Annotated in this window: 14 protein-coding genes; 6 read left to right on the plus strand and 8 right to left on the minus strand. The window is 73.2% G+C overall.

What is annotated here, in order from left to right; translation table 11 throughout:
- Nucleotides 1–29: 29 nt before the first annotated feature.
- The 5 genes from OG352_RS09060 to OG352_RS09080 all read left to right on the plus strand — a co-directional run bounded on the left by OG352_RS09060 (nt 30) and on the right by OG352_RS09080 (nt 9091).
- Nucleotides 30–1811 carry a fatty acyl-AMP ligase gene (locus OG352_RS09060; RefSeq protein ID WP_329215872.1) on the plus strand — a complete coding sequence of 594 codons (1782 nt, stop codon included), beginning with the start codon at nt 30–32 and terminating at the stop codon, nt 1809–1811.
- The gene (locus tag OG352_RS09065; RefSeq protein WP_329215873.1) at nt 1808–5848 is read left to right on the plus strand and encodes an acyltransferase domain-containing protein; all 4041 of its coding nucleotides are present in this window, start codon (nt 1808–1810) and stop codon (nt 5846–5848) included. Before OG352_RS09060 ends, OG352_RS09065 begins: the two co-directional genes overlap by 4 nt.
- Nucleotides 5849–5869: 21 nt before the next feature.
- Nucleotides 5870–6883, plus strand: a complete 1014-nt coding sequence (locus OG352_RS09070; RefSeq protein ID WP_329215874.1) for an alpha/beta hydrolase — start codon at nt 5870–5872, stop codon at nt 6881–6883.
- Nucleotides 6884–7065: 182 nt separating this feature from the next.
- Complete coding sequence (locus OG352_RS09075) at nt 7066–8295, plus strand: PucR family transcriptional regulator (RefSeq protein WP_329215875.1); 1230 nt, start codon at nt 7066–7068, stop codon at nt 8293–8295.
- A gap of 142 nt (nt 8296–8437) precedes the next feature.
- Nucleotides 8438–9091 (plus strand): cutinase family protein, encoded by a 654-nt coding sequence (locus tag OG352_RS09080; protein ID WP_329215876.1) that lies wholly within the window; start codon nt 8438–8440, stop codon nt 9089–9091.
- Nucleotides 9092–9169: 78 nt separating this feature from the next.
- On the opposite strand, the gene OG352_RS09085 is transcribed toward OG352_RS09080, so the two are convergent.
- The 6 genes from OG352_RS09085 to OG352_RS09110 form a co-directional block, all read right to left on the minus strand.
- The gene (locus tag OG352_RS09085) at nt 9170–10936 is read right to left on the minus strand and encodes a hypothetical protein (protein WP_329215877.1); all 1767 of its coding nucleotides are present in this window, start codon (nt 10934–10936) and stop codon (nt 9170–9172) included.
- A 232-nt stretch (nt 10937–11168) separates the two neighbouring features.
- Entirely contained in the window at nt 11169–12083 is a 915-nt protein-coding gene (locus tag OG352_RS09090; protein WP_329215878.1) for a S1 family peptidase, read from the minus strand.
- A gap of 568 nt (nt 12084–12651) precedes the next feature.
- Nucleotides 12652–13677, minus strand: a complete 1026-nt coding sequence (locus tag OG352_RS09095; protein ID WP_329223765.1) for an LLM class flavin-dependent oxidoreductase — start codon at nt 13675–13677, stop codon at nt 12652–12654.
- A 58-nt stretch (nt 13678–13735) separates the two neighbouring features.
- A complete protein-coding gene (locus OG352_RS09100) occupies nt 13736–15481 on the minus strand; it encodes an FAD/NAD(P)-binding protein (protein WP_329215879.1) in 1746 nt (581 codons plus the stop codon).
- A gap of 478 nt (nt 15482–15959) precedes the next feature.
- A complete protein-coding gene (locus OG352_RS09105; protein ID WP_329215880.1) occupies nt 15960–16559 on the minus strand; it encodes a GTP-binding protein in 600 nt (199 codons plus the stop codon).
- Between the two features lie 147 nt (nt 16560–16706).
- Nucleotides 16707–17957, minus strand: coding sequence for a DUF5685 family protein (locus OG352_RS09110; protein ID WP_329215881.1), 1251 nt, complete (start codon nt 17955–17957; stop codon nt 16707–16709).
- A gap of 322 nt (nt 17958–18279) precedes the next feature.
- On the opposite strand from OG352_RS09110, the gene OG352_RS09115 reads away from it, so the two are divergent.
- Complete coding sequence (locus OG352_RS09115; RefSeq protein WP_329215882.1) at nt 18280–18717, plus strand: cell division protein SepF; 438 nt, start codon at nt 18280–18282, stop codon at nt 18715–18717.
- Nucleotides 18718–18757: 40 nt separating this feature from the next.
- On the opposite strand, the gene OG352_RS09120 is transcribed toward OG352_RS09115, so the two are convergent.
- Both OG352_RS09120 and OG352_RS09125 read right to left on the minus strand, forming a co-directional pair.
- Nucleotides 18758–19948, minus strand: coding sequence for an acyl-CoA dehydrogenase family protein (locus OG352_RS09120; RefSeq protein WP_329215883.1), 1191 nt, complete (start codon nt 19946–19948; stop codon nt 18758–18760).
- A 295-nt stretch (nt 19949–20243) separates the two neighbouring features.
- A complete protein-coding gene (locus OG352_RS09125; protein ID WP_329215884.1) occupies nt 20244–21845 on the minus strand; it encodes an MFS transporter in 1602 nt (533 codons plus the stop codon).
- Between the last annotated feature and the right edge of the window lie 91 nt (nt 21846–21936).

The raw sequence follows: 21936 nt of genomic DNA on the forward strand, positions 1-21936 counted from the left end.
CCCCGTCCCGCTATGAGGAGCCGTCTCCGATGGACACCCCCCACCCCCCGCTCACGCCCGTGCCGGTGCCGGTGCCCCGCAGCCTGCCGGAGTACGTGCGGCACTGGGCCGGGGCCACCCCCGACCGCCGGGCGCTCACCTTCGTCGACCACCCCTCACCGCACGCGCGGGGCGTCCACCGCACCCTGACCTGGCGCCGCCTGGACCTGCGGGTACGGGCGCTGGCCGCCCGGCTCGCCGAGGAGGCCGAGCCCGGCGCGCGGGTCGCGCTGCTGTGCCCGCAGGGCCCGGAGTACGTCACCGCGTTCCTCGCGACGCTGGCCGCCGGGCTGGTCGCCGTACCGCTGTTCCCACCCGGGCTGCCCGGGCACGGCGACCGCCTCTCGGCCGTCCTCGCCGACGCGCGTCCGGCGGCCGTCGTGACGGCGAGCGGCGCCCTCGACGAGGTGCGGGAGTTCTGCGCGGGCGGCGCGGTGCCGGTCGTCGCCGCCGACCTCGTGCCCGACACCGCCGCCGACGACCTGCGGTGGGTCGCGCCGGACGACGACGCGGTCGCCTACCTCCAGTACACCTCCGGCTCGACCCGCACCCCGGCGGGCGTGGAGATCACGCACGCCAACGTCGTCGCCAACGCCCGTCAGGCGCTGGCCGCCTACGGCGCCGACGACCGGCCGGTGACCTGCGTGGGCTGGCTGCCGCTGTACCACGACATGGGGCTCGTACTGAGCGTCGCCGCCCCGGTCGTCCGGGGGCTGCTGTCGGTGCTCATGGAACCGGCCGCGTTCATGCAGGAGCCCGCGCGCTGGCTGCGGCTGCTCGCCACGCATCCGCACGCGTTGAGCGCCGCGCCCAACTTCGCCTACGACCACTGCGTCTCGGCCGTCACCGGCGCGCAGCGGGCGGGCCTGCGGCTGGACGGGGTCGCCGCGCTGATCAACGGCAGCGAGCCGGTCCGCCCCGGCACGGCCGACGCCTTCCACGCCGCCTTCGCCGGCCAGGGACTCTCGGCGGACACCCACTGTCCGTCGTACGGGCTCGCCGAGGCCACCGTCTTCGTCAGTGCCGCCCGGCCCGGGGAGCCGCTGCGCCGGTTCGCGCTCGACCGTGACGCCCTGGCCGGCGGGAAGGCCCTGCCCGCGCGGCCCGACGATCCCGGCGCCGTGCTGCTGGCGGGCTGCGGTACGCCGGCCGGCCAGCAGGTCCGCATCGCCGATCCCGTGTCCCGCACCGCCCTGTCCGAGGGGGAGGTCGGTGAGATCTGGGTACGCGGCCCCAACATCGGGCGCGGCTACTGGCAGCAGGAGGAGCTGACCCGGCGCGTCTTCGGCGCCGCGCTCGACGGCACGGCGGGCGGCTGGCTGCGCACCGGTGATCTGGGGACGGTCCTGGACGGCCAGTTGATCGTCACCGGCCGGCTGAAGGACCTCATCGTCGTCGACGGCCGCAACCACTATCCGCAGGACGTGGAGGCGACGGTCCAGGAGGCGCACCCGGCGGTGCGGCGCGGCCGGCTCGCCGCCTTCGCGGTGCCGGGCCCCGAGGGCGAAGGCAAAGGCAAAGGCATGGGCGAGGGCGAGCGGGTGGCCGTCGTGGCGGAGCACATACGGACCACGGACCTCGCCGAGATCGACGTACCGGTCCTGGTGCGCGCGTGCCGGGCGGCCGTGTCCGTCCGGCACGGGCTGCGGCTCGCCGACGTCGTCGTCGTGCCCCCGGACGCCGTGCCCCGTACGTCCAGCGGCAAGGTGTCGCGGGCGCTGACCCGCGAGCGGTATCTGGCGGGCGTCTACGCGGCGGGGAGCGCGCGATGAGCGCCGTCGACGAGGGCGCGCTGCGCCGGCTGATCGCCGAACGGGTCGCCGCCTGGAACGGCACGCCCGGCGCGGACGTCCCGATGGACCGGCCGCTGGCGGACCTCGGCATGTCCTCGCGGGACGCGCTGGTCCTGGCCGGGGAGCTCTCCTCGGCCACGGGTCGTGAGCTGCCCGCGACGCTGCTGTGGGAGGCGTCCACCGGCGACGCCCTGGTGGCGCACCTGTGCGGCGGCGCGGGGGCGCGGACCGCTCCCCGGGCCGCGCCGGAACCGCCCGGTGAGCCCGTCGCGCACGGCGAGCCCGTCGCGGTCATCGGGGTGGGGTGCCGGCTGCCGGGGGGTGTGCGCGGTCCGGGGGACTACTGGCGGCTGCTGAGCGAGGGCGTCGACGCGATCCGGCGGGTCCCGGAGGACCGGTGGCGTGACTTCACCGCCTTCCCGCCCGCCGACGCGCCCCGCTACGGCGGCTATCTCGACGACATCGCCGGGTTCGACGCGGACTTCTTCCACATCACACCGCGCGAGGCCGCCGTCATGGACCCGCAGCAGCGGATCCTGCTGGAGGTCGTCCACGAGACCCTCGACCACGCGGCCGTCCCCGCCGCCTCCCTCGCCGGCACCGCCACCGGTGTCTTCGTCGGCGTCTCCGCCCCCGAGTACGGCGCGCTGACCGGCGCGGACCCCGACGCCGTCGACCCCTGGGCGCCGGCCGGCGGGGCGTTGAGCGTGACCGCGGGGCGTCTGGCGTACGTGCTGGACACCCGGGGGCCGAGCATGGCCGTCGACACCGCCTGCTCGTCGTCGCTGGTCGCCGTGCACCACGCCTGTGTCAGTCTGCGCACCGGCGAGGTCGACACGGCGATCGCCGCCGGGGTCAACGTGCTGCTCTCCCCCGCCGTCACCGTCGCGTTCCGGCGGGCCGGCGCCCTCGCCCCGGACGGCCGGTGCAAGCCGTTCGCCGCGGCGGCCGACGGCATCGGGCGCGGCGAGGGCTGCGCGGCCGTGCTGCTGAAGCGGCTGTCCGACGCGGAGCGCGGCGGCGACCGCGTCCTCGCCGTCATCCGGGCCACGGCCGTCAACTCCGACGGCCGCTCCAACGGTCTCCTGGCCCCCAACCCCGTAGCCCAGCAAGCCCTGTTGAGCACCGCCTACGCACGGGCCGGGCTCGACCCGGCGCACGTCGACCACGTCGAGGCGCACGGCACCGGCACCCCGCTCGGCGACCCGATCGAGGCGGGCGCGCTCGGCGCCGTGCTGGGCGCCGGCCGCGATGCCGACCAGCCGCTGCTGCTCGGCTCCGTCAAGGGCAACCTCGGCCACCTGGAGTCCGCCGCGGGTATCGCCGGGCTGGTGAAGACGGTGCTCGCGCTGCACCACGACCTCGTTCCGCCGTCCCTGCACTGCGCGGGCGGCAGCGCGATCGACGACGTACGGCTGCGGGTGGTGACCGAGCCGGAGCCGTGGCCCCGCTACGGCGGCACGGCCACCGCCGGGGTCTCCGGGTTCGGGTTCGGCGGCACCAACGCCCATGCGGTGCTGGAGGAATGGCGACAAGGCACCCCACCGCCCCCGGCTCCGGCCGCCCGGCTCCATCTCCTCTCCGACCTCGACACCGCACGCGTCCGGGACACCGCGGCCCGGCTGGCCGAGTGGCTCCGTACGCCCGAGGGGAGTGCGGCGCACCCCGCCGACGTGGCGCGCACCCTCGCCGGGCGGACCGGACGCGGCCCGGTGCGGGCCGCCGTCGTCGCCCGCGACCGTCCCGAACTCGCCGACGCCCTGGCCGCGTTGGCGCAGGGCCACCCCCACCCCCGGGTCGTCACCGACGACCGCCCGCCCGCCGGGCGCGGGCCGGTGTGGGTCTTCTCCGGGTACGGCAGCCAGTGGGCCGGCATGGGGCGTCGGCTGCTGGCGGAGGAGCCCGTCTTCGCCGCCGCCGTGGAGAAGCTGGACGCCCAACTGGCCCCGGAGTGCGGGCTGTCCCTGTACGACCACCTGGCGTCGGGGGCCGCCCTCGATCGACTGGAGGTCGGCCAACCGGTCCTGTTCGGGACGCAGTTGGCGCTCGCCGAGCTGTGGCGCGCCCAGGGTGTCGAGCCCGCCGCCGTCATCGGCCACTCGGTGGGCGAGGTGGCCGCCGCGGTGTGCGCGGGCGCCCTGGACGTGTCGGACGCGGCCCGGGTCGTCGCCGTGCGGGCCCGGCTGCTCAGCGGGCTGCGGGGCGGCGCCATGGCCGTCGTCGACCTCGAGGACGACGAACTCGACGCCCTGGAGGGGGAGTTCCCCGACGTGCACGTCGCCGTGCACTCCTCGCCCGGCCAGAAGGTCGTCACCGGGACGGAGGAGGCGGTGTCCCGGCTGGTGCACGCGCTGGAGCTGCAAGGCCGGGCCGCCCGCCTCATGCGGGTCGCCGGCGCTGGACACTCACCTCAAGTCGACCCGCTGCTACCGGAGTTGACCAGTGCCCTGGCCGACGTCCGGGGCGTCCGGCCGGGCGTCCCGGTGTACTCGACCGTCCTGGACGACCCGCGCGGCGACGGGGTGTTCGACGCCGCCCACTGGGCCGCGAACCTGCGTCGGCCCGTGCGCCTGGACCGGGCCGTCGCGGCCGCCGCGGCCGACGGCCACACCGTCTTCGTCGAGATCTCGCCCCACCCGGTCCTCACCCGGGCCGTCACCGACACCGCGCCCGGCGCCCTCGCACTCGGCACCCTGCGCCGCGACGCCGACGACTCGGCGGCGTTCCTCACGCAGGTGGGAGCCCTGTACACGGCCGGCGGCCGCCTGCCGTCGCCGCCCGGCCAGGTCATCGACCTGCCCGCACCGCGCTGGCGGCACGTACGGCACTGGTGGACGGACCGGCGCCCGACAGCCACCACCTCCGTACCGGCCATGCGCGTACAGGAGGCCCGGGAGGCGGAGGCTCCGAAGGACGAGGACACCTCCGTCTCCGCCCGGCTGCGCCACCACATCGCCGCCGTCACCGGCCACCCGGCGGCCCGTGTCACGCCCACCACCGCCCTGACCGACCTCGGCCTGGACTCCCTGATGGCCGTCCGCATCCGCACCGCCGTCGAGCGCGAGTTCGGGGTCGAGCTGCCGCTGCGCGGTCTGCTCGGCGCCGGCACCGTCGAGAAGGCCGCCGATCACCTCCAACAGGCGCTCCTCGCAAGGGAGTCGGACTCCCCACTGCCACAATCCCCACTGCCACAATCCCCGCTGCCGGACTCCCCACTACGGCCCCTGCACGCCACCGGCTCGCGGCCCCCGCTCTTCCTCCTCCACGCCGCCGGCGGCACGACCGGCGTCTACGAGGCGCTCGTCGACCGACTCGACGGCGACCGCCCGGTGTTCGGACTGGAGCGGGTCGAAGAGGCCCGTACGGTGACCGGGAAAGCGCGCCGCTACGCCGAGGCGATCGCCGCCGTCCACCCCGACGGGCCTTGTCTGCTGGGCGGTTGGTCCTTCGGCGGCTTCGTCGCCCAGGAGACCGCACGGCAACTCGCCGCAGCCGGGCGGGACGTGGAGCTGGTCGTGCTCCTGGACTCCGTACGTCCGCTCCCGCTGCCCGGCGTGACACCGGCCGACCGGATCCGCGCCCACTTCACGGGCTTCGCACAACACGTCGCCGATGCCTACGGGGTCCGGCTGGAGCTGTCCTACGACGCGCTCGTCGCGATGGACGACGGCGCACGGATCGACGCCGTGCTGCGGGCCCTGCGCGAGGCCGCCGACGTGCCCGCCGCCGCTCTGGAGCACCAGCGCGCGTCCTATCTGGACCTCAGGATCGGCGAGGCCCATCGCCCGGGGCCCTACGACGGGCGGGTGGTCCTGTACCGGGCCGCCGAGCCCGCTCCGCACACCGTGCACGATCCCGCCTACCAGCGGGACGACGAGACGCTGGGCTGGGACGAGGTGTGCCCGCGCCTGACGGTCGTACCGGTCGCCGGACACCACCTGTCGCTGCTCGACCCCCCGCACGTCGACGAGCTCGCCGCCCGTCTGCGGCACGCACTCGCCGAGCACAGCCGCTGAACCGGACGACGAGGAGTCGCCATGTCCCACCCCACCACCGGAGTGTCCCGCCGCGCCGCCGCCAAAGCCGCGACGGCCGTCGGTCTGACCGCGCTGTTCGGCGCCGGATCCGCCACGGCCGAGGCCGCCACCGCCGAAGGCGTCGCGGCCAACGCCGTAGCTGACAATGCCGTCGCGGCCGAGGCCGTCACCCGGCTCGGACCGCGCACCCTGGACGTCACCGTGTCGTCCCCCGCCCTCGGCCGCAGCGCCCCGGTACGGCTGATCCTGCCGTCGGGCTTCGACAGCCAGACCGCGCGGACCTACCCCGTCCTGTATCTGCTGCACGGCGCCCACGACGACTACACCTCCTGGACCCGCGAGACGGACATCGAGGCCTTCACCGAGGGCCGGGAGCTGATCGTGGCGATCCCGGACGCGGGCCCCACCGGCATCCCCACCGTCTGGCGCAACGGCCCCGACTACGAGACCTTCCAGGTCCAGGAGGTCCCGGCGCTGCTCGCCCGGCAGTACCGGGCCTCCGGTGTGCGGGCCGTCGCCGGGGTCTCCACCGGCGGCTACGGCGCGATGGCGCACGCGGCACGTCACCCCGGGACGTTCGCCGCGGCCGCCTCCTACAGCGGCGTCCTGGACACCATGGCGCCGGGTGTGCCGCCGATCGTGGACGCCATCGTCGCCCGCGAGAACCTGCTGCCGCCGTCCCTCTGGGGCAACCCGGTGCTGAACCTCCTCACCTGGCGCGACTTCAACCCGCGCAGCCGGGCCGCGGGGCTGCGCGGCACCGGCCTCTACGTCTCCAGCGGCAGCGGTGCGGCCGGCGGCAGCAGCGGCGGCGGCAGCGGTGACTGGCTGCCCGGGGCGCTGGAGAGCGCCCTGTGGCCCTCCGCCCACGCCTTCACCGACACGCTCGCGCTGCTCCGCGTCCCGGTCACCACCCACTACTACGCGGGAGGAGGACACAGCTGGACGTACTGGAAGCAGGAGTTCACCACGTCGTGGCCGATGCTCGCCCGTGCGCTGGGGGTCCCGGAGTGACGCCGGCGCCGTCGGGGCACGGAACACCGGGACACGAGACGTCGGGACACGGAGCCTCGGCACACGGGACGTCGGGGCACGGAACGGAGCGCAGGGGACGTCCGTCCAACACAGGACTGTCCCCTCGCCCCACGGGCAACGGCCCACGGGTGAGCCGCTTCCGGATGAAAGCAGGGTCCGCCGTGGCTTCCCCCACTCCGCACGGTGCACCGGAGGGCCTCGGCGCCTCCCCGGTCCCACCCGACCTGGCCAAACTGCTGCGCGCCCAACTCGAGGCCGTCGCCGACGAGGTCGAGGAGGAGGTGCGCAGCCAGGTCCCCGAGTACGCGCGGCCGGCCGACGGGACGGAGCGCAAGCAGCTCAGAGGCGGGGTCGTACAGGCCCTCACCCTCTTCGTCGACCACATCGCCGACCCGCGCGGACCGGGGGACGCGATCGCGGCGACGTACTACGAACTCGGCCGCAGCGAGGCCCTGGAAGGCCGCAGCATGGACACGTTGCAGTCCGCGCTGCGCGTCGGCGGGCTGCACGCCTGGCGGCTGCTGGGCCGTACGGCGGAGGAACTCGGGCTGGACTCCGCGGTCGTGGCAGCCCTGGGCGAGCTGGCGTTCCGGACCGTCCACGAGGTGGCCGAGGCCGCGGCGGCCGGCTACGCGGAGGCCCGGCTGCACAGCACGGACGAGCTGGAACGGCGCCGCAGACGGCTGCTCGACCTGCTGCTGGGCGAGGGCCCGGTGTCCCTGGACGCCGTGCAGGACCTGGCGCACGGCGCCCGGTGGTCGGTGCCGCGGCACGTCGCGGTCGTCGCCCTCGCGTCCGCCACGGACCAGCGGGAGCAGGACTGGCCGCTCGCCGCGGCCGGGGCGCTGGTGGACATGGAGTCCCGGCCGCCCCGGATGCTGGTGCCCGACCCGGACGGTTCCGGCCGTTTCGGCGGGCGGGCGTTCGCCCTCGCGCTGCGCGGCCGTCCGGCGGCGATCGGCCCGACGGTCCCGCTCACCGAGGCCGCCCGGTCGCTGCACTGCGCCACCCGGGCGCTGGGGCTGATGGGCCGTGGCGTACTGCCCCGGCAGGGCGTGGTGCGCTGCGCCGACCATCTGTCGACCCTGCTGCTGCACGCCGACGAGCCGCTGCTCGCCCAGTTGGAGGCGCGGGTCCTCACGCCGCTCGACGCGGTGTCCGAGGGACAGCGCCCCCGGCTCGCCGAGACACTGCTCGCCTGGCTGCTCTGCGGCAGCAACGTGCCCGACGTCGCCGCCCGGCTGCACGTCCACCCGCAGACGGTCCGCTACCGCCTGCGCCAGCTGGAGAAACTGTTCGGCGACGCGCTGCACGACCCCGGCACCCGCCTGGACCTCATCCTGGCCCTGCGCGCCGAGGAACTGCGGGGCCAGAGCGACTGCGCGACGTGACGTAATTCCCGACTCACTTCGGCAACAAAAAATCGGGAATTTATGAATTCCCGTCCATAACACCCGGTCAGAAAACGCGAATACGTTCTGGATGTCCTTTCCCTCAGGCGCCGCATCGCGCCCCACCCGCAAAAGGATTCCCATGCGTATTCGCTCGTGCCTCGCCGCGCTCTCGCTGCTCGGCGGGGCCGGACTGGTCACCGTCACAGCGCCCACCGCGTCGGCCGCCGCACCGGCCGCCGCCTGTTCGGACATCGATGTCGTGGCAGCTCGTGGCACCTTCGAGCCCGGCACACTCGGTCTGATCGTCGGCGACCCGGTCCTCTCCGCCCTGAAGAGGAAACTGACGGGCAAAAGCCTCTCCGGCCACAAGGTGGACTATCCCGCGGACCTTTCCCTCACCTCCGCCGCACAGGGCAACGCGAACCTGGTGAACCACGTCAAAAACCAGGCGTCCGCCTGCCCGAACCAGCGTTTCGTCCTCGTCGGCTATTCGCAGGGCGCGAACGTCGTCGACAACTCCATCGGCATCAGCAGCGCCGGCGCGGTGGTCGGCAGCCCCGTCGTCGCCGCCATCCCCGCCGCCCTCGAACCGCGGGTCGCCGCGGTGCTGCTGTTCGGCAACCCGATCCGGGCCCTCGGCAAGAGCGTCACCGGCGTCTACCAGAGCCGCACGATCGACTTCTGCGCCCAGGGCGACCCCATCTGCGTGAACGGCGGCGACGACGTCCTGGCCCACCTCGGCTACACCGCGAACGCCGACGCGGCGGCAGCCTTCGCCGCGGGCAGGATCTGAGGTCCGAGTCGCGACCCCACGATGCGGGGCCCGGGAGGAGCTCGATCTCCTCCCGGGCCCTCTTCCGCACGGGTACGGCTACCGGGGGTCCCGTGCGAACTCGGTGAGGGCGGTCGAGACGGGCTCGGGCCGGCCGTTGTTCTGCACCGGCGCCGCGGTCAGCACGTCGAGGTGCTGGTAGCCGTCGGCGACCACGGGACGCAGGTCGGCCGGGATGCGGCCGGCCAGCAGTCCGTCGCCCGCGAGCACGGTGAGCGTCGGGTGGGCGGTGAGCCCCTCCGGGTGCGCGACGAGCCGCTTCACCTGCGGCGAGGCGGCCAGTTCGAGGTCGGTGATCAGCTTGGTCGGGAAGTACTGCTCGGTGAAGTCCAACGGCTGCTGGGCGAGGCTGCGGGCCAGCTCCTGGAGGTCGGTGACCTCCTTGTCGGCGCCGGTGAACGGCGTCCCGTCGGCCGACCGGTACCCCGGGTCGTCGGGGTCGCCGACCCGGTCGTAGTCGCGCCAGGTGTACAGCGGCCCGTGCGGCCGGTCCGGGATGGCCTTGTACGCGACGCCGGACAGCCCCGGCTGCTGGTCACCGCCGTTGGCGACGGGGAAGCTCTTGTCGGCGACCGGCCCGCCGTCGAAGAAGCCGACGCTGCTCTGCAGGAACGCCAGCGGTACGGAGTTGTCGTCCAGCAGCGCTCCCAGCACCGCCGCGTTGGTGAGCCGGAAGTCCTTCACCCCGGGCGAGCCGGTGAGGAAGGCGGCGGCGTCCTTGGAGAACAGGAAGCGGTTGGTCGTCTCGATGTTGAGGTCGGCTGGCAGATAGGCGGGCAGGTCGGCCTCGGCGCCCGGATCCCGTACGGCGCCCAGGCCGGCGATGGACAGCAGCGTCATGGTCGCGGGGTTGAGCAGCACCGGCGCGGACAGCGAACGCGGCAGCACGCCGCTGTCGAGCCCGGCCTGTACGACGCCGTAGCCGAGGCCGATGTCGGGCAGATTACTGTCGTCCGGGATGCTGCCGCTGAGGTCGGCGAGCGAGGTGGAGACGGTGGTGTCGAGGGCGAAGTAGCCGGCGCACTGGCGGTAGCCGGCGTCGGCGGTGGTGGCCGGGTTGCCGTCGAAGTCGGCGGTCGCGAAGTACCCGGTGACGACTCCGCCGAGCGAGTGCCCGCCGCACAGCACCTTCCGCGCGCGCAGCCCCTGGTCGGGGAGTTCGGCGACGAGCAGGTCGTACTGGTCGCGGACGGTCTGCTCGATGCCGAGCCTCGCCATCCACCCCAGCCGGTCGTTGCCGACGAACCCGGCGAAGGCCCGCCCGCCGACCTGCTTGCCGCGGTAGTAGTAGTCGACGGCCGTGTGCTGGTCGCCGGAGTCGATGCCGGTGTGGTCCTCCAGGCAGTTGGAGCGCCGGTCCAGGGCCCAGAACTCGATGTGCCGGCCCTGCTCGGCGGCGCGTGCCACGGTGTTGCGGGCGACGCTGTCGAACGCCCCGGCGCCCTCCAGGATGCCCGGCTGGGCGACGAGGATCCGGTCGGCGTCGGCCGACGCCGCGGGGCCGTCGGAGGAGCGGTAGCGCAGATACGACAGCCAGTCGCACGCCGCCGGACGCGCTCCGAAGGAGACCGGCAGCGGCGCCTTCACCCGCACCACCGACTCGGTCACCCCGGCGACCGGACTCGTCGACGCCACCGGCGTCTCGGTCCTCCCGGTGCTCCCGGTACTCGTGGTCCTCCCTGAACTCCCGGTCTCCCCCTGGGCGTTCGGGGCGGCCGCGGTGAGGGTGCCGGTGATCAGCAGCACCGCCAGCGCGGCACTGCGCAGTGCTTTCGCGGTTGTTCCTCTGCTGCGACTCGTGTTCATGACCGGACCGTAGGACCGCGGAGCCCACACGATCGGGCAGTGCTCACAAGAACGCAGCTACGGGCGACGCTTTTGTCAGACCTGGACGAACAGGTTCCGGCCCCCGGACAGGAGCGGCAGGAGCGAGCCCCCGCACGCCGGATCGCATCGCGTACGGGGGCTCGCCGGTAGGCCGGAGGTGCACTGCACCGGAGATGTGCTGGACGTGCGCTGGAGCGGACTGAAGGTGGGTTTAGAAGACGCTGACCCCGAAGGCGTTCAGGGCCTCCACCACCGGCTGGAAGAAGGTCGTACCGCCGGAGGTGCAGTTGCCGCTGCCGCCGGAGGTCAGACCGTAGGCGATGCCGCTGGTCGAGTACAGCGCCCCGCCGGAGTCGCCGCCCTCGGCGCAGACGTTGGTCTGGATCATGCCGTAGACGATGTCACCGCTGCCGTAGTTGACGGTCGCGTTCAGGGCGGTGACGCGCCCGCTGTGGATGCCGGTGGTCGAGCCGTCACGGTAGACCGTGGTGCCGACGCTGGGCGTGCCGGCGCTGGTGATGTCCGTGTTGCCCGCGGTACCGGACTTGGTGACCGAGGTGTTGGTGTACCGGACCAGCGCGTAGTCGTTGGTCGGGAAGCTGTAGCTGACGTTCGTGCCCAGCGTCGTCGACTGCCCGGAGTTGGAGTACCAGGTCGACGCGACCTCACCGCAGTGGCCGGCGGTGAGGAAGTAGTAGGTGCTGCCGCTGACCACGTTGAAGCCGAGCGAGCAGCGGTAGCCGCCGCCGTAGATGGCGTCGCCGCCGGCGATCAGCTTGCTGAACCTGCCGGGCGTGTGCTTGATCGTGAGCGCGCCGGCGTTGCTGCCCGCCTGCTCCTTGATCTGCGCGATCTCCGTGTCGGACACGGTGCTGTCGACCGTGACGACAACGCGCCCGCTCTTGCTGTCGACGGCCCAGGCGGTGCCCGGGACGTCCGCCGCGAGCACCGAGGCGCTCGCGCTCTTGAGCTGCGCGGTACTGAAGGTGGCGGTGTCGTCGGCCGCGCTCGCGTGGGGGGTCGCGATGGCGGCGGCGGCCACGAGTCCGGTGGCGACGGCGGTCAGCCGGGTCCGTCTCGAGATGCCACGCGTGGGGGTGGTGGGGGTGGTGCGCTTGTTCCTCACGTTTCGTTCCCTCCCAGGGGAAGTCGGGGGCCCGTCGTGTGGGGTCGGGGCCCGTGAGGCGCAGCCAGGACCGACGTTCGCCCGCATTTCCGGACACGCCGTGACCCTGACAAGCGCTGAGGGGGAGTATTCGACCGAACGGCCGGCCGGCGCAAGGGCACCTTTCGGCCGTCAGACCGCGAACGAACTGCGCGAGTTGAGCCCGCCTTCGACCCTCTTGCAGCCCTCTTGCCCCCGCTCAGACCAGGTTGCGCCTCTCTGTCTCGACCACCACGTCACAGGTGTTCCCCGGCGACGGGGAGAGACAGCGGAAAGAGAAGGAGGAAGTGCGGAGGAAGAGACGGGGAAAGCGTCACCCATGGCGCACGGAAGCGGCGCGGAACGTTCCAGGTCCGGCGTCGTGCATCCGTCCGCGTCGGGTGCGCCGGGGCGCGGAACACCGGCTGTCCGGAAGTGGACCGTCCGGAAAGGTTCCCTCGAATGCCGTACCGAACGCGCCACACTCCTGGAGCAACGAGGACGAATCCGTCGCCGGCGTCGGCCGGGGAGGCCACACATCGCCGCCCCGTCATACCACTCCCCCCGCGTACCGTCTGGCGGGCCGGCCCAGCCCCAGGTGTTCGCGGAGTGTGCTGCCGGGATAGAACGTGCGGAACAGGCCACGATGTTGGAGCAGTGCCACCGTGCCGTTGACCAGGCGTTCCAGGTCGCGGCGGGGTTCGACGGGGGTGAGGTGGAAGCCGTCGGCGGCGCCGCCCCGGTGCCAGGCGGCGATCAGGTCGGCGAGGTCGACCGGACCGCCACGGTAGAGCGGCCCTTCCGGGGTCTGCCGGGGGCCGCCTCCGCCGTGACCGGGTTCGGCGGCGCACTCGCCGTCGCCGAGATCGATCAGCAGACTCACCAGGACCCGCAGGGAGTTGGGGTCGCGCCCCAACCCGGCCGCGTCGGACCGCAGCCGCTCACGGACGGCACGCGCCTGCGCCAGGCTCGTCGCGCGGACGAGGGCCACGTCGGCGTGTTGGGCGACGGCGGACAGACCGGCTCCCTCGGCGGCGTCGACGACCCGCACAGGGTGACCCTGCGGAGATCTGGTCGCGCCCCCGCCCTCCCGGCTGTCCCGACCGTCCCGGATGTCCCGGCTGTCCCACAACTTCGCGGCCACGTCGGCGACTTCACCGGTCTCCTGCCACCACTCGTCCGGCCGTACGGCAGACCGGCGGCCGAACAGCCGGGCCTCCCCCTCGGTGGTGGAGACGTCGATCCGCCAGCCGGCCCGTCCCCGGCTGACCTGGTCGAGGGTGGCGATCGCGGCCGGGACGTGGAAGGGCTCGGTGTGGGTGGCGGTGAGCGTGGGCACCAGTCCGACGCGGTGCGTGGCCGGTGCCACCCGGGCGAGCACGGCCGCCGCGTCCGGCCCGGACAGGGCTCCGGACCGGGCCCCGGACCGGGCGAAGGCGTCGTCCAGCGTCACGAAGTCGAGCCCGCCGCGCTCGGCGAGCCGGGCCAGCTCGACGTAGGCGCCGACGTCGTACACCCCGGGCTGGTCGACGGCGGCGGCCAGGTGCAGCAGGCCCCGGCCGGGCGATGAGGTCATGGGAGTCATCGGGGTCATGGGAGAACCCTTTCTGTGGCACTTCGAAGTGGACGGGTTTTCACCCGACGGCGTCGGCGCCCAGGTCCCGCAGGAACACCAGGACGGCCCGTGCGGTGGCGTCGTTCTGCCGGAACGCGGGCCCGCCCGTGCGCGGCCGGGTGAAGGCCCCCGGCGTACGTGCGTCGGTGTGCGGCCCGAGCGCGAAGCGCCGTGGGTGCGGCCGGCCGGCCCGGTCCAGGACCCGCCCGTCGGCGTGGTCCACCCGCAGCAGCCCGTCCGGGGTCTCGCCGGCGCCGTCGGCGTACAGCTCGCGCAACAGCGGATCGAGAGCGCGCCGCAGCATCGGCTCGGGCAGCCGGGCCTCCACCAGCGCCCGCGCCTCGACGGAGAGTCCCGGCACGGTCGCACTCGACGCCCGGAACACACCGTCCTCGGCGCGTACGGCCATGTCGGCGCCGACGAACCTCACCACCCCCGCCCGGGACAGCGCGAGCAACTGCCGCAGCCGGGGTCCGGGCGGCCCGGAGGCGAGGTAGCTGAAGAACCCGTGCCACCAGGACCCGATGCCCCCGAGCCGGATCAACTGCCCGTAGACGGACAGCAATCCGAGGAACACGGCCAAGTCGGGCCTGTGGTCGGCCTGATGACGACGCCTCAGATCGTCCTCGACGTATCCGCGCAAGCCCTCCTGGAACTCCTCGAAGGACCCGTACGTCACCCCGTCCAACGGCCGGTCGAGCGCCGCCAGTTGGAGCCGGTCGCGCGGATCGGGCACGGCGGACGCGATCAGCGCCTCCCGCTCGACTCCCCCGGACGCGGCCGCGTACTTCTCCTCGAAGTCGGTCCAGGCCATCGCGGTCCGCTCGGCGTGCGCCGTGAACAGCCGGTGGTAGTGGGCGAAGCCCAACTCCTTCTCCACCAGCGGCCACACGTCCCGTCGGAAGTCGAAGCCGCCGGGCCGCGCGAGCAGCCCGTCGATCTCGGCGGGCCCCAGGAACCGGGGCAACAGCGGCCGCTCCCCCGTCCAGTCGTAGCCGATCTTCGCGTGGTACGGCACTCCGCGCCGCGAGCCGACGTACAGCACCGGCTCCCGCCCCGAGGGCAGGTACGTGTCGTCGCCCTCGTAGCGTCCGCCGCGCCCCTCGGTGAGCAGCACCATCAGGTCGACGAAGGCGAGCCCGAAGCCGCGCACCAAGGCGGGTTCACCCGGCCGCAGCGCGGACAGGTCACTGTCGGCGGTGAAGTCCGGCGGCAGATGCACAAGGTCGTGCGTACGCGCGTACGCCGCCAACTCACTTTGTTCCTGGTTGAGTTCGGCGTCGAGATGACCGAGGCCAAGGACGACGAGGTCGGCGGTCAGGGGCCGGGCGCGGCCCTCCAGCCACACCTGCTGACGTCCCTCGCGGGGGCCGCTCACCCGCAGGGCGCGGCGCGGGTGGTGATGGACGGCGACGGACGGGGGCAGGGCGGCGACGGCCTGTTCGTGCACCCGGCGCAGGTAGGAGCCCTGGATCTGCCGGTCGGCGAAGGTGCGCCCGTCGAGGCCGGCCCACTCGTGCAGCGTGGGGCCGGGGCGCACGGGCCCGTCCATCCGCACCGTCTCGTCGGTGAACATGGTGACGTCCTCGGCGTGCGAGTTCATCCACAGCAGCGGCGACTGGGCCGCCCGCCAGATGCGTCCGGCCCCCGGCGGATACGGGTCGACGAGATGGACGTCGAGACCCGAACCGGCGTACAGCTCGGGGGCGTTGGCGGCGATCCGCTCGATGAGACCGGTCCCGCGCGGCCCGGCCCCGACGATCACGAGAGACCGTCGCGCCGCATGAGCCGCCGGGGCTGTCGCGTGAGCTGCTGGGGTTGTGACCGAGGGAGGGCTCGACTCGGAAGGCATGCGAAGACTCCGTGACACGGGTGGGTGCCTGCACACGGTTCGCACAGTTCGCGCGGTTCGCACGACGGGAGATCACGGCCGAGCCCCTCAGCAGGGCCGTGCGGCGAGAGTACGCGGGGGTTTCCCCTCACTGTCAAGGCTGTCCGAACTGTGAGCCGTCCGAACTGTGAGCCGTCGCTCTCACATCGGTTGACGGGTATCCGTAGACCTGTTCCACTTGGCCCATGCATTCGCAGCGGTGGCTGGTCACCCGCTCCCACATCGACTTCGGTCGCGTGTGGTCCTGTTCCTGTTGAGCTGACCCACTGCGCGCCCGTGTTTCCGGGTGCTCTCTTCGCGTTCTCCCTCACCGTTCCGCCTTCACACACGCACGCTCACGCACCCCCTCCCCTCACCCCCGCGCCACCGCCGCGCCACGCCCGGGCACGGCGCGCGCCCCGACCACCCGGTCCATCAAGGCCCCCAGCACATCGCGCACCGAGCCCCGCTCCCGCGCGTCGCACTCCAGCACCGGCACCTCGGCGCTGAGCCCCAACGCCTCCCGGACCTCGTCCAGTTCGACCCGCTCGGCCCCGTCGAAGCGGTTCACGGCCAGGACGAACGGCGCGTCCTGGGACTCGAAGTAGTCGACGGCGGGGAAACTCTCCTCGATGCGCCGGGTGTCCGCGAGGACCACCGTGCCCAGCGCGCCCTCCACCAGGTCGTCCCACAGGAACGAGAAGCGGTCCTGTCCGGGCGTCCCGAACAGATACAGCGCGATGGTCCGGTCGAGCGTGATCCGCCCGAAGTCGAGCGCGACGGTGGTCGTCGTCTTGGACTCGACGCCCTCCAGCGAGTCGATCCCCACCGACACCTGGGTGATCGCCGCCTCCGTGTCGAGCGCCTCGATCTCGGAGACGGCCCCGATGAACGTGCTCTTGCCGACCCCGAGCCCCCCGCTCACCACGATCTTCACGGCGAGCGGCACGATTTTGTCAGAGCGACCGGGCATCGTCCGTGGTCCTTTCGCACATCCGCGTCCTCTCCGGGAGATACGTCCCCGGGAGGCCCACCGCTCACCGTGGCCGCACCCGCCACGGACGATGAGCACGTACACACGGCACGTGATGAGCACGCACACACGACACATGACGGCGCGTCAGCACGAGCAGTCGCAAGCGCAGCACTCACAGCACTCGCACGCGTCACAGCAGCCGGAGCCGCAGTCGCATCCGTCGCTGCACCGTCCCTCACGCCTCTTCCTCGACCACGGCCCCTCGAACGAGTCGGCGCAGCACACCCGGCAGGTGCAGCACAGCCCGACCGCGACCGCGCACCCGGCCCAGAAGCCCCGCTTGCCGGGCCGCGGCGGCTCACCACCGAAAGGGTTGCCGTAGGGGTTGCCAGGGGGCATGCCGTAGGGGTCGCCGGGCGCGTTCGGGTCCACCGGCCCCTGGGGGGCGTACGGCCCGGTCGGCGGCCCGAAGGCGCCCTGCGGACCCTGCCCCTGCCCAGGGCCCGGGCCCTGGCCGTGTGCGTGGCCGCACGAGGACGTCCCGAACGCCCGGTCCACCGACCGCTCCAGTTCGTGGGCGAGCAGCAGATGTGCCAGCCTGCCGTCCTCGAACTCCATGTCGCGCAGCGCGAGCCGGATGCCGTGCAGGGCGTCGTCGGCGAGCCGGCGGGCCTCGGGGAGCGGGGTGGCCGTGGCCGTCAGCGGGTTCCAGGCACCGGCCGCCGCGTCCGCCGCCCGGTCCTCGACCGCGTCCAGCAGATGCGCGAGCCGTCCGAAGAGGCGGCCCGCCTCGGCGAGCGGCACGGCGTTGCCCGGCCGGCCCGCCAGGACCGCGGTGTGCGCGAAGGCGGCGGCGGTGGCGGTCTCCGTCGGCTCGGTGACGGCTCGCAGGGAGGTGCCCGGTCCGGCGAGCGCCTCGATGCCGGTCTGCCGCTCGACGGCGTCGACGAGGACGGCGGTGTCGAACCCGACGGCGGCCCCGCCGCGTTCCCCGGCCCGCCCCCAGCTCGCGGCGACCCTGCGCGCGGCGACGGCGACCGGCCGCCGCGCCAGCAGCCCGTCCCCGTCGGCGACGTGGTCGCGCACCTTGGCCGAGGCGAGCACCAGCGAGACGGCGGCGGCGAGCCGCGCGCCCTCCCCCTGCGCGACGGACGCGGTGCGCATCCCGCGCAGCGGGCACGGTCCGGCCGTGCGCCGCCACCCGCCGGCCGCGGTCCGCTCGGCCTGAGCCTCCGTCAGAACCGAGATGAGCAGCCCGTCGTAGTTGGTGACCACCCGCGCGAACTGCCCGTGGTCGCCGCGCAGCGCGAGGCAGAGCCCGCACAGGTGCGCCATCCACTGGGTCTTGAGACCCTCACCGAGCCGATGAGCGCACGGCCTGACGATTCCGAACACGACAACCCCCGTCGTCCTTGGGACATTGAGCTGCCGCATGTTATCGACCGATTGTCACGTCGGAAGGAGGCCGGAAGGAGGTGTTCGGTTCACCCGGACGCACCGTACGTCACCCATCCGCCACAAAGAATCATATTTCACTCACAGTCAGCAGCCGTACGCGGTACGACCCTTGGGAGACGCGGGCTCTCGACGTATTCGCTGTGCACCAGTACCGTCACAAACCCCCCGCGCGGCGTCTATCCACTTGGCGCGACCTCAGCATCATGGACGACCATGGGGAATGCGGATAGCAGAAAGACCGCTGCGAGAGGAGGCGTCCATGGGATCGGTGCGCAAGGCGAGTGCCTGGCTTGGCCTCGTCGACGACAACGATGACGAGCGTTACTACGACGACGACTATTCCGAGGGGACCGACTCCGGGGACGCCTGGGTCACCGACCCCCGAGTGAAGGTGGCCACGGACACGGCCGAGGAGAAGGGCCGCCGGATCGGCACCGTCACCCCGGACAGTTTCCGGGACGCGCGGGCGATCGGTGAACTGTTCCGCGAGGGCGTGCCGGTCATCATGAACCTCACGGCCATGGAGGCGGGCGACGCCAAGCGCGTCGTCGACTTCGCGGCCGGGCTGATCTTCGGCCTGCGGGGTTCGATCGAGCGGGTGTCGACCCGGGTGTTCCTGCTGACCCCCGCCAACACGGAGATCGTGAACGGAGACCCGTCCTCCCATCGGACGGACGGTTTCTTCAACCAGAGCTGAGGCGGGGCCGCTCACCGGCCCTGCCTCGGCCCTGGCCGGGTCAGCGGAAGGCGTCGAGTCCGGTGAGCGCCTTGCCCAGCACGAGCTGATGCATCTCGACGGTGCCCTCGTAGGTGAGGACCGACTCGAGGTTGGTCGCGTGCCGCATGACGGGGTATTCGAGCGAGATCCCGTTCGCACCGAGGACGGTGCGGGCGGTCCGGCAGATCTCGATCGCCTCCCGTACGTTGTTGAGCTTGCCGAAGCTGACCTGCTCGGGACGCAGGCGGCCGGCGTCCATCCGCCGCCCCAGATGGTGGGCGAGCAGAATCCCCTTGTGCAGCTCGACCGCCATGTCGGCGAGCTTGGCCTGAGTGAGCTGGAACCCCCCGATGGGCCGCCCGAACTGCTCCCGGGTCTTCGCGTACTCGACCGCGGTCTCGAAACACGACCGGGCCGCTCCCATCGCTCCCCAGACGATCCCGTAGCGCGCGTGGGACAGACAACTCAGCGGCCCGCGCAGCCCGGTGACCTCCGGCAGGACGGCGTCTGCGGGCAACCGCACGTCGTCGAGGACGAGTTCGCTGGTCACGCTGGCCCGCAGGGACCACTTGTGCTTGATCTCGGGGGCGGTGAACCCGGCGGTGTCCGTGGGCACGACGAAACCGCGGATCCCGTCCTCCGTCTGCGCCCACACGACGGCGACGCCGGCGACGGACCCGTTGGTGATCCACATCTTGCGCCCGTCGAGCACCCAGTCCGAGCCGTCCCGCTTGGCGTGCGTGCGCATCCCGGCGGGGTCGGACCCGTGATCGGGTTCGGTGAGCCCGAAGCATCCGATGACCTCTCCGGCTGCCATGCGCGGCAGCCAGCGCTGCTTCTGCTCCTCGCTGCCGAAGCGGTGGATCGCGTACATGGCGAGGGAGCCCTGCACGGAGACGAGGGACCGGATCCCGGAGTCGGCGGCCTCGAGTTCGAGACAGGCCAGCCCGTACTGCACGGCGCTGGCGCCCGCGCATCCGTACCCGTCGAGGGACATCCCGAGGGCCCCGATCCCGCCGAGCTCGCGCGCGAGTTCCCGGATGACCGGCAGTTCCCCGCTCTCGTACCACCCGGCGACGTACGGCAGCACCCGGTCCGCCGCCCAGCTCCGCACGGTGTCACGGACCGCGAGATCCTCCGGCTCCAGCAGATCGTCGATCCCGAGCGGGTCGGCGGGGTCGAAGGGCGGCAGTTTCGAGGACGCGGACATGAGAAAGCCTCCGACAGAAACCAAAAACTAGCACCGCTAGTCACAATGTCCCGAGCGACGTTACGACGCACCGCCCGGCACGTCCAGTACACGCCGGGCACGCGCCCAGCACCGGCCCAGCACGCGCCCCGGCCCCGCAGGCCGCGGGCCGCGGGCCGCGGGCCGCGAGCCGCGAGCCGCGAGCCGCGAGCCGCGAGCCGCGAGCCGCGAGCCGCGAGCCGCCGACGGTGGTGTACCCCCACGGGCAACGCCCACCTCTCGCCCAAGAGTCACGGGTGGTGGGTGGGTGGGAGCCTCACACCGAGACGCGGGACTCCACGACTCCCCGGGGGCCCGGGAGCTCCACCTCCGCCGAAGGCACCTCGCACTGCATCACCCGCGGCAACCGCACCGCCATCACCGCCCCCAGCAGCAACAACCCCGCGCTCACCAGCAACGTCACATGCAGTCCGTGCACGAAGGAATCCCGCGCCGCACGACGCAGGGCGCCCCCCGCCGACCCCCCGAGCCGCCCGGCAACCTCGTAAGCCTCGCCCAGCGAATGCCCGGCCGCGGCCGACGCCGACGCCGGTACCCCCGGCACGGCGTTGAGTCCAGGCGCGTACGCCGCGTTCATCACGCTGCCGAGCAACGCGATCCCGATCCCGGCCCCCAACTGGTACGACGTCTCCCCGATCGCCGCCGCCCCGCCCGCCTGCTCCGGCGGAGCCTCGCTCAGCATCGACTCGTACGCCGCGAACAACGTCGTCTCCAGGCCGAAGCCCAGCAGCACGAACCCGGACAGCAGCAGCCCCGCGTTGTCCGACCCGCCCATCGCGGTCAGCGTCAGCACCGCTGCCGCGGTGAGCACGAACCCCCCGCACACCATCCGCCGCGGCCCGAACTGCCGCAGCAGCCGCGCCCCGGCCAGCCCCGCCGCCATCGCGGCGATCGTCAGCGGCAGCAGTCGTAGGCCCGTCTCCAGGGGAGACAGACCCAGCACCAGCTGCAAGTACTGCGCCGCGATCAGCTCCAGGCCGACCAGCGCCAGCATCGCCAGCACGATGCACCCCACCGACGTACTGAACGCCGGCCTCCCGAACATCCGCAGGTCCACCAGAGGATGGACGCGACGCCGCTGACGTCGTACGAACAACACGAGCAGCACCGTGCCCACCACCAGCGGCATCACGGTGAACGGCCCCACTTCCCCGGCGCCCAGCCGCTTCACGCCCAGCACGACGGCGAAGAGTCCCGCTGCGGCCGTCAGCGCGCCGACGACGTCCCACGGGCCGTTCCCCGCGCCGCGCGACTCGGGCAGCAGCAGCCGCCCCACCGGCAGGCTGACCAGCATCAGCGGGATGTTGACGAGGAAGACCGAGCCCCACCAGAAGTGTTCGAGCAGGAAGCCGCCGAGCAGCGGACCCACCGCCGCGCCCACCGCGGCCACCGCGCTCCAGATGCCTATCGCCAGCGCACGCTCACGCCGGAGCGGGAACACCTGCCGCAGGATCGACAGCGTCGCCGGCATGATCATCGCGCCGCCCACGCCCAGCAGCGCCCGCGCCACGATCAGCGTCTGCGCGCTCCCCGCGAACGCCGCCAGCGCGGAGGCGACGCCGAACAGGGCGTACCCGAGCAGCAGGATCCGCCGGCGGCCCACCTTGTCGCCGAGCGTGCCGAACAGGATCAGCAGCGAGGCGCAGACCAGCGGATACGTGTCCACGATCCAGAGCAGCTCGATCGCACCGGGCCGCAGGTCCTCGGTGACGGCGGGCACCGCCACGTGCAGCACGGTCGCGTCGACGGCGACCAGGAGCAGGCTGACGCACAGCACCACCAGGACGACCCAGCGGTTGGCACCGGCCCCGGCCGCCCGACGGCGCAGCCCTGCGGCGGCCATGGTCGTCCCGGACATGTACGTACCTCCCAGGTGATACCTCGGTCCGGCGGGCTCACGGGGTGGGGACTCCCCCGCGACTCGGCCGGAGAGCAGCGGTGGGGTGGTC

The sequence above is a fragment of the Streptomyces sp. NBC_01485 genome (assembly GCF_036227125.1).
Classification (GTDB): Bacteria; Actinomycetota; Actinomycetes; order Streptomycetales; family Streptomycetaceae; genus Streptomyces.

What these genes read in the sequence shown, in the direction of transcription:
- OG352_RS09060 (WP_329215872.1), top strand. Translation starts at nt 30, where the DNA reads ATGGACACCCCCCACCCCCCGCTCACGCCCGTGCCGGTGCCGGTGCCC.
- OG352_RS09065 (WP_329215873.1), top strand. Translation starts at nt 1,808, where the DNA reads ATGAGCGCCGTCGACGAGGGCGCGCTGCGCCGGCTGATCGCCGAACGG.
- OG352_RS09070 (WP_329215874.1), top strand. Translation starts at nt 5,870, where the DNA reads ATGTCCCACCCCACCACCGGAGTGTCCCGCCGCGCCGCCGCCAAAGCC.
- OG352_RS09080 (WP_329215876.1), top strand. Translation starts at nt 8,438, where the DNA reads ATGCGTATTCGCTCGTGCCTCGCCGCGCTCTCGCTGCTCGGCGGGGCC.
- OG352_RS09085 (WP_329215877.1), bottom strand. Translation starts at nt 10,936, where the DNA reads ATGAACACGAGTCGCAGCAGAGGAACAACCGCGAAAGCACTGCGCAGT.
- OG352_RS09095 (WP_329223765.1), bottom strand. Translation starts at nt 13,677, where the DNA reads ATGACCTCATCGCCCGGCCGGGGCCTGCTGCACCTGGCCGCCGCCGTC.
- OG352_RS09105 (WP_329215880.1), bottom strand. Translation starts at nt 16,559, where the DNA reads ATGCCCGGTCGCTCTGACAAAATCGTGCCGCTCGCCGTGAAGATCGTG.
- OG352_RS09115 (WP_329215882.1), top strand. Translation starts at nt 18,280, where the DNA reads ATGGGATCGGTGCGCAAGGCGAGTGCCTGGCTTGGCCTCGTCGACGAC.
- OG352_RS09120 (WP_329215883.1), bottom strand. Translation starts at nt 19,948, where the DNA reads ATGTCCGCGTCCTCGAAACTGCCGCCCTTCGACCCCGCCGACCCGCTC.
- OG352_RS09125 (WP_329215884.1), bottom strand. Translation starts at nt 21,845, where the DNA reads ATGTCCGGGACGACCATGGCCGCCGCAGGGCTGCGCCGTCGGGCGGCC.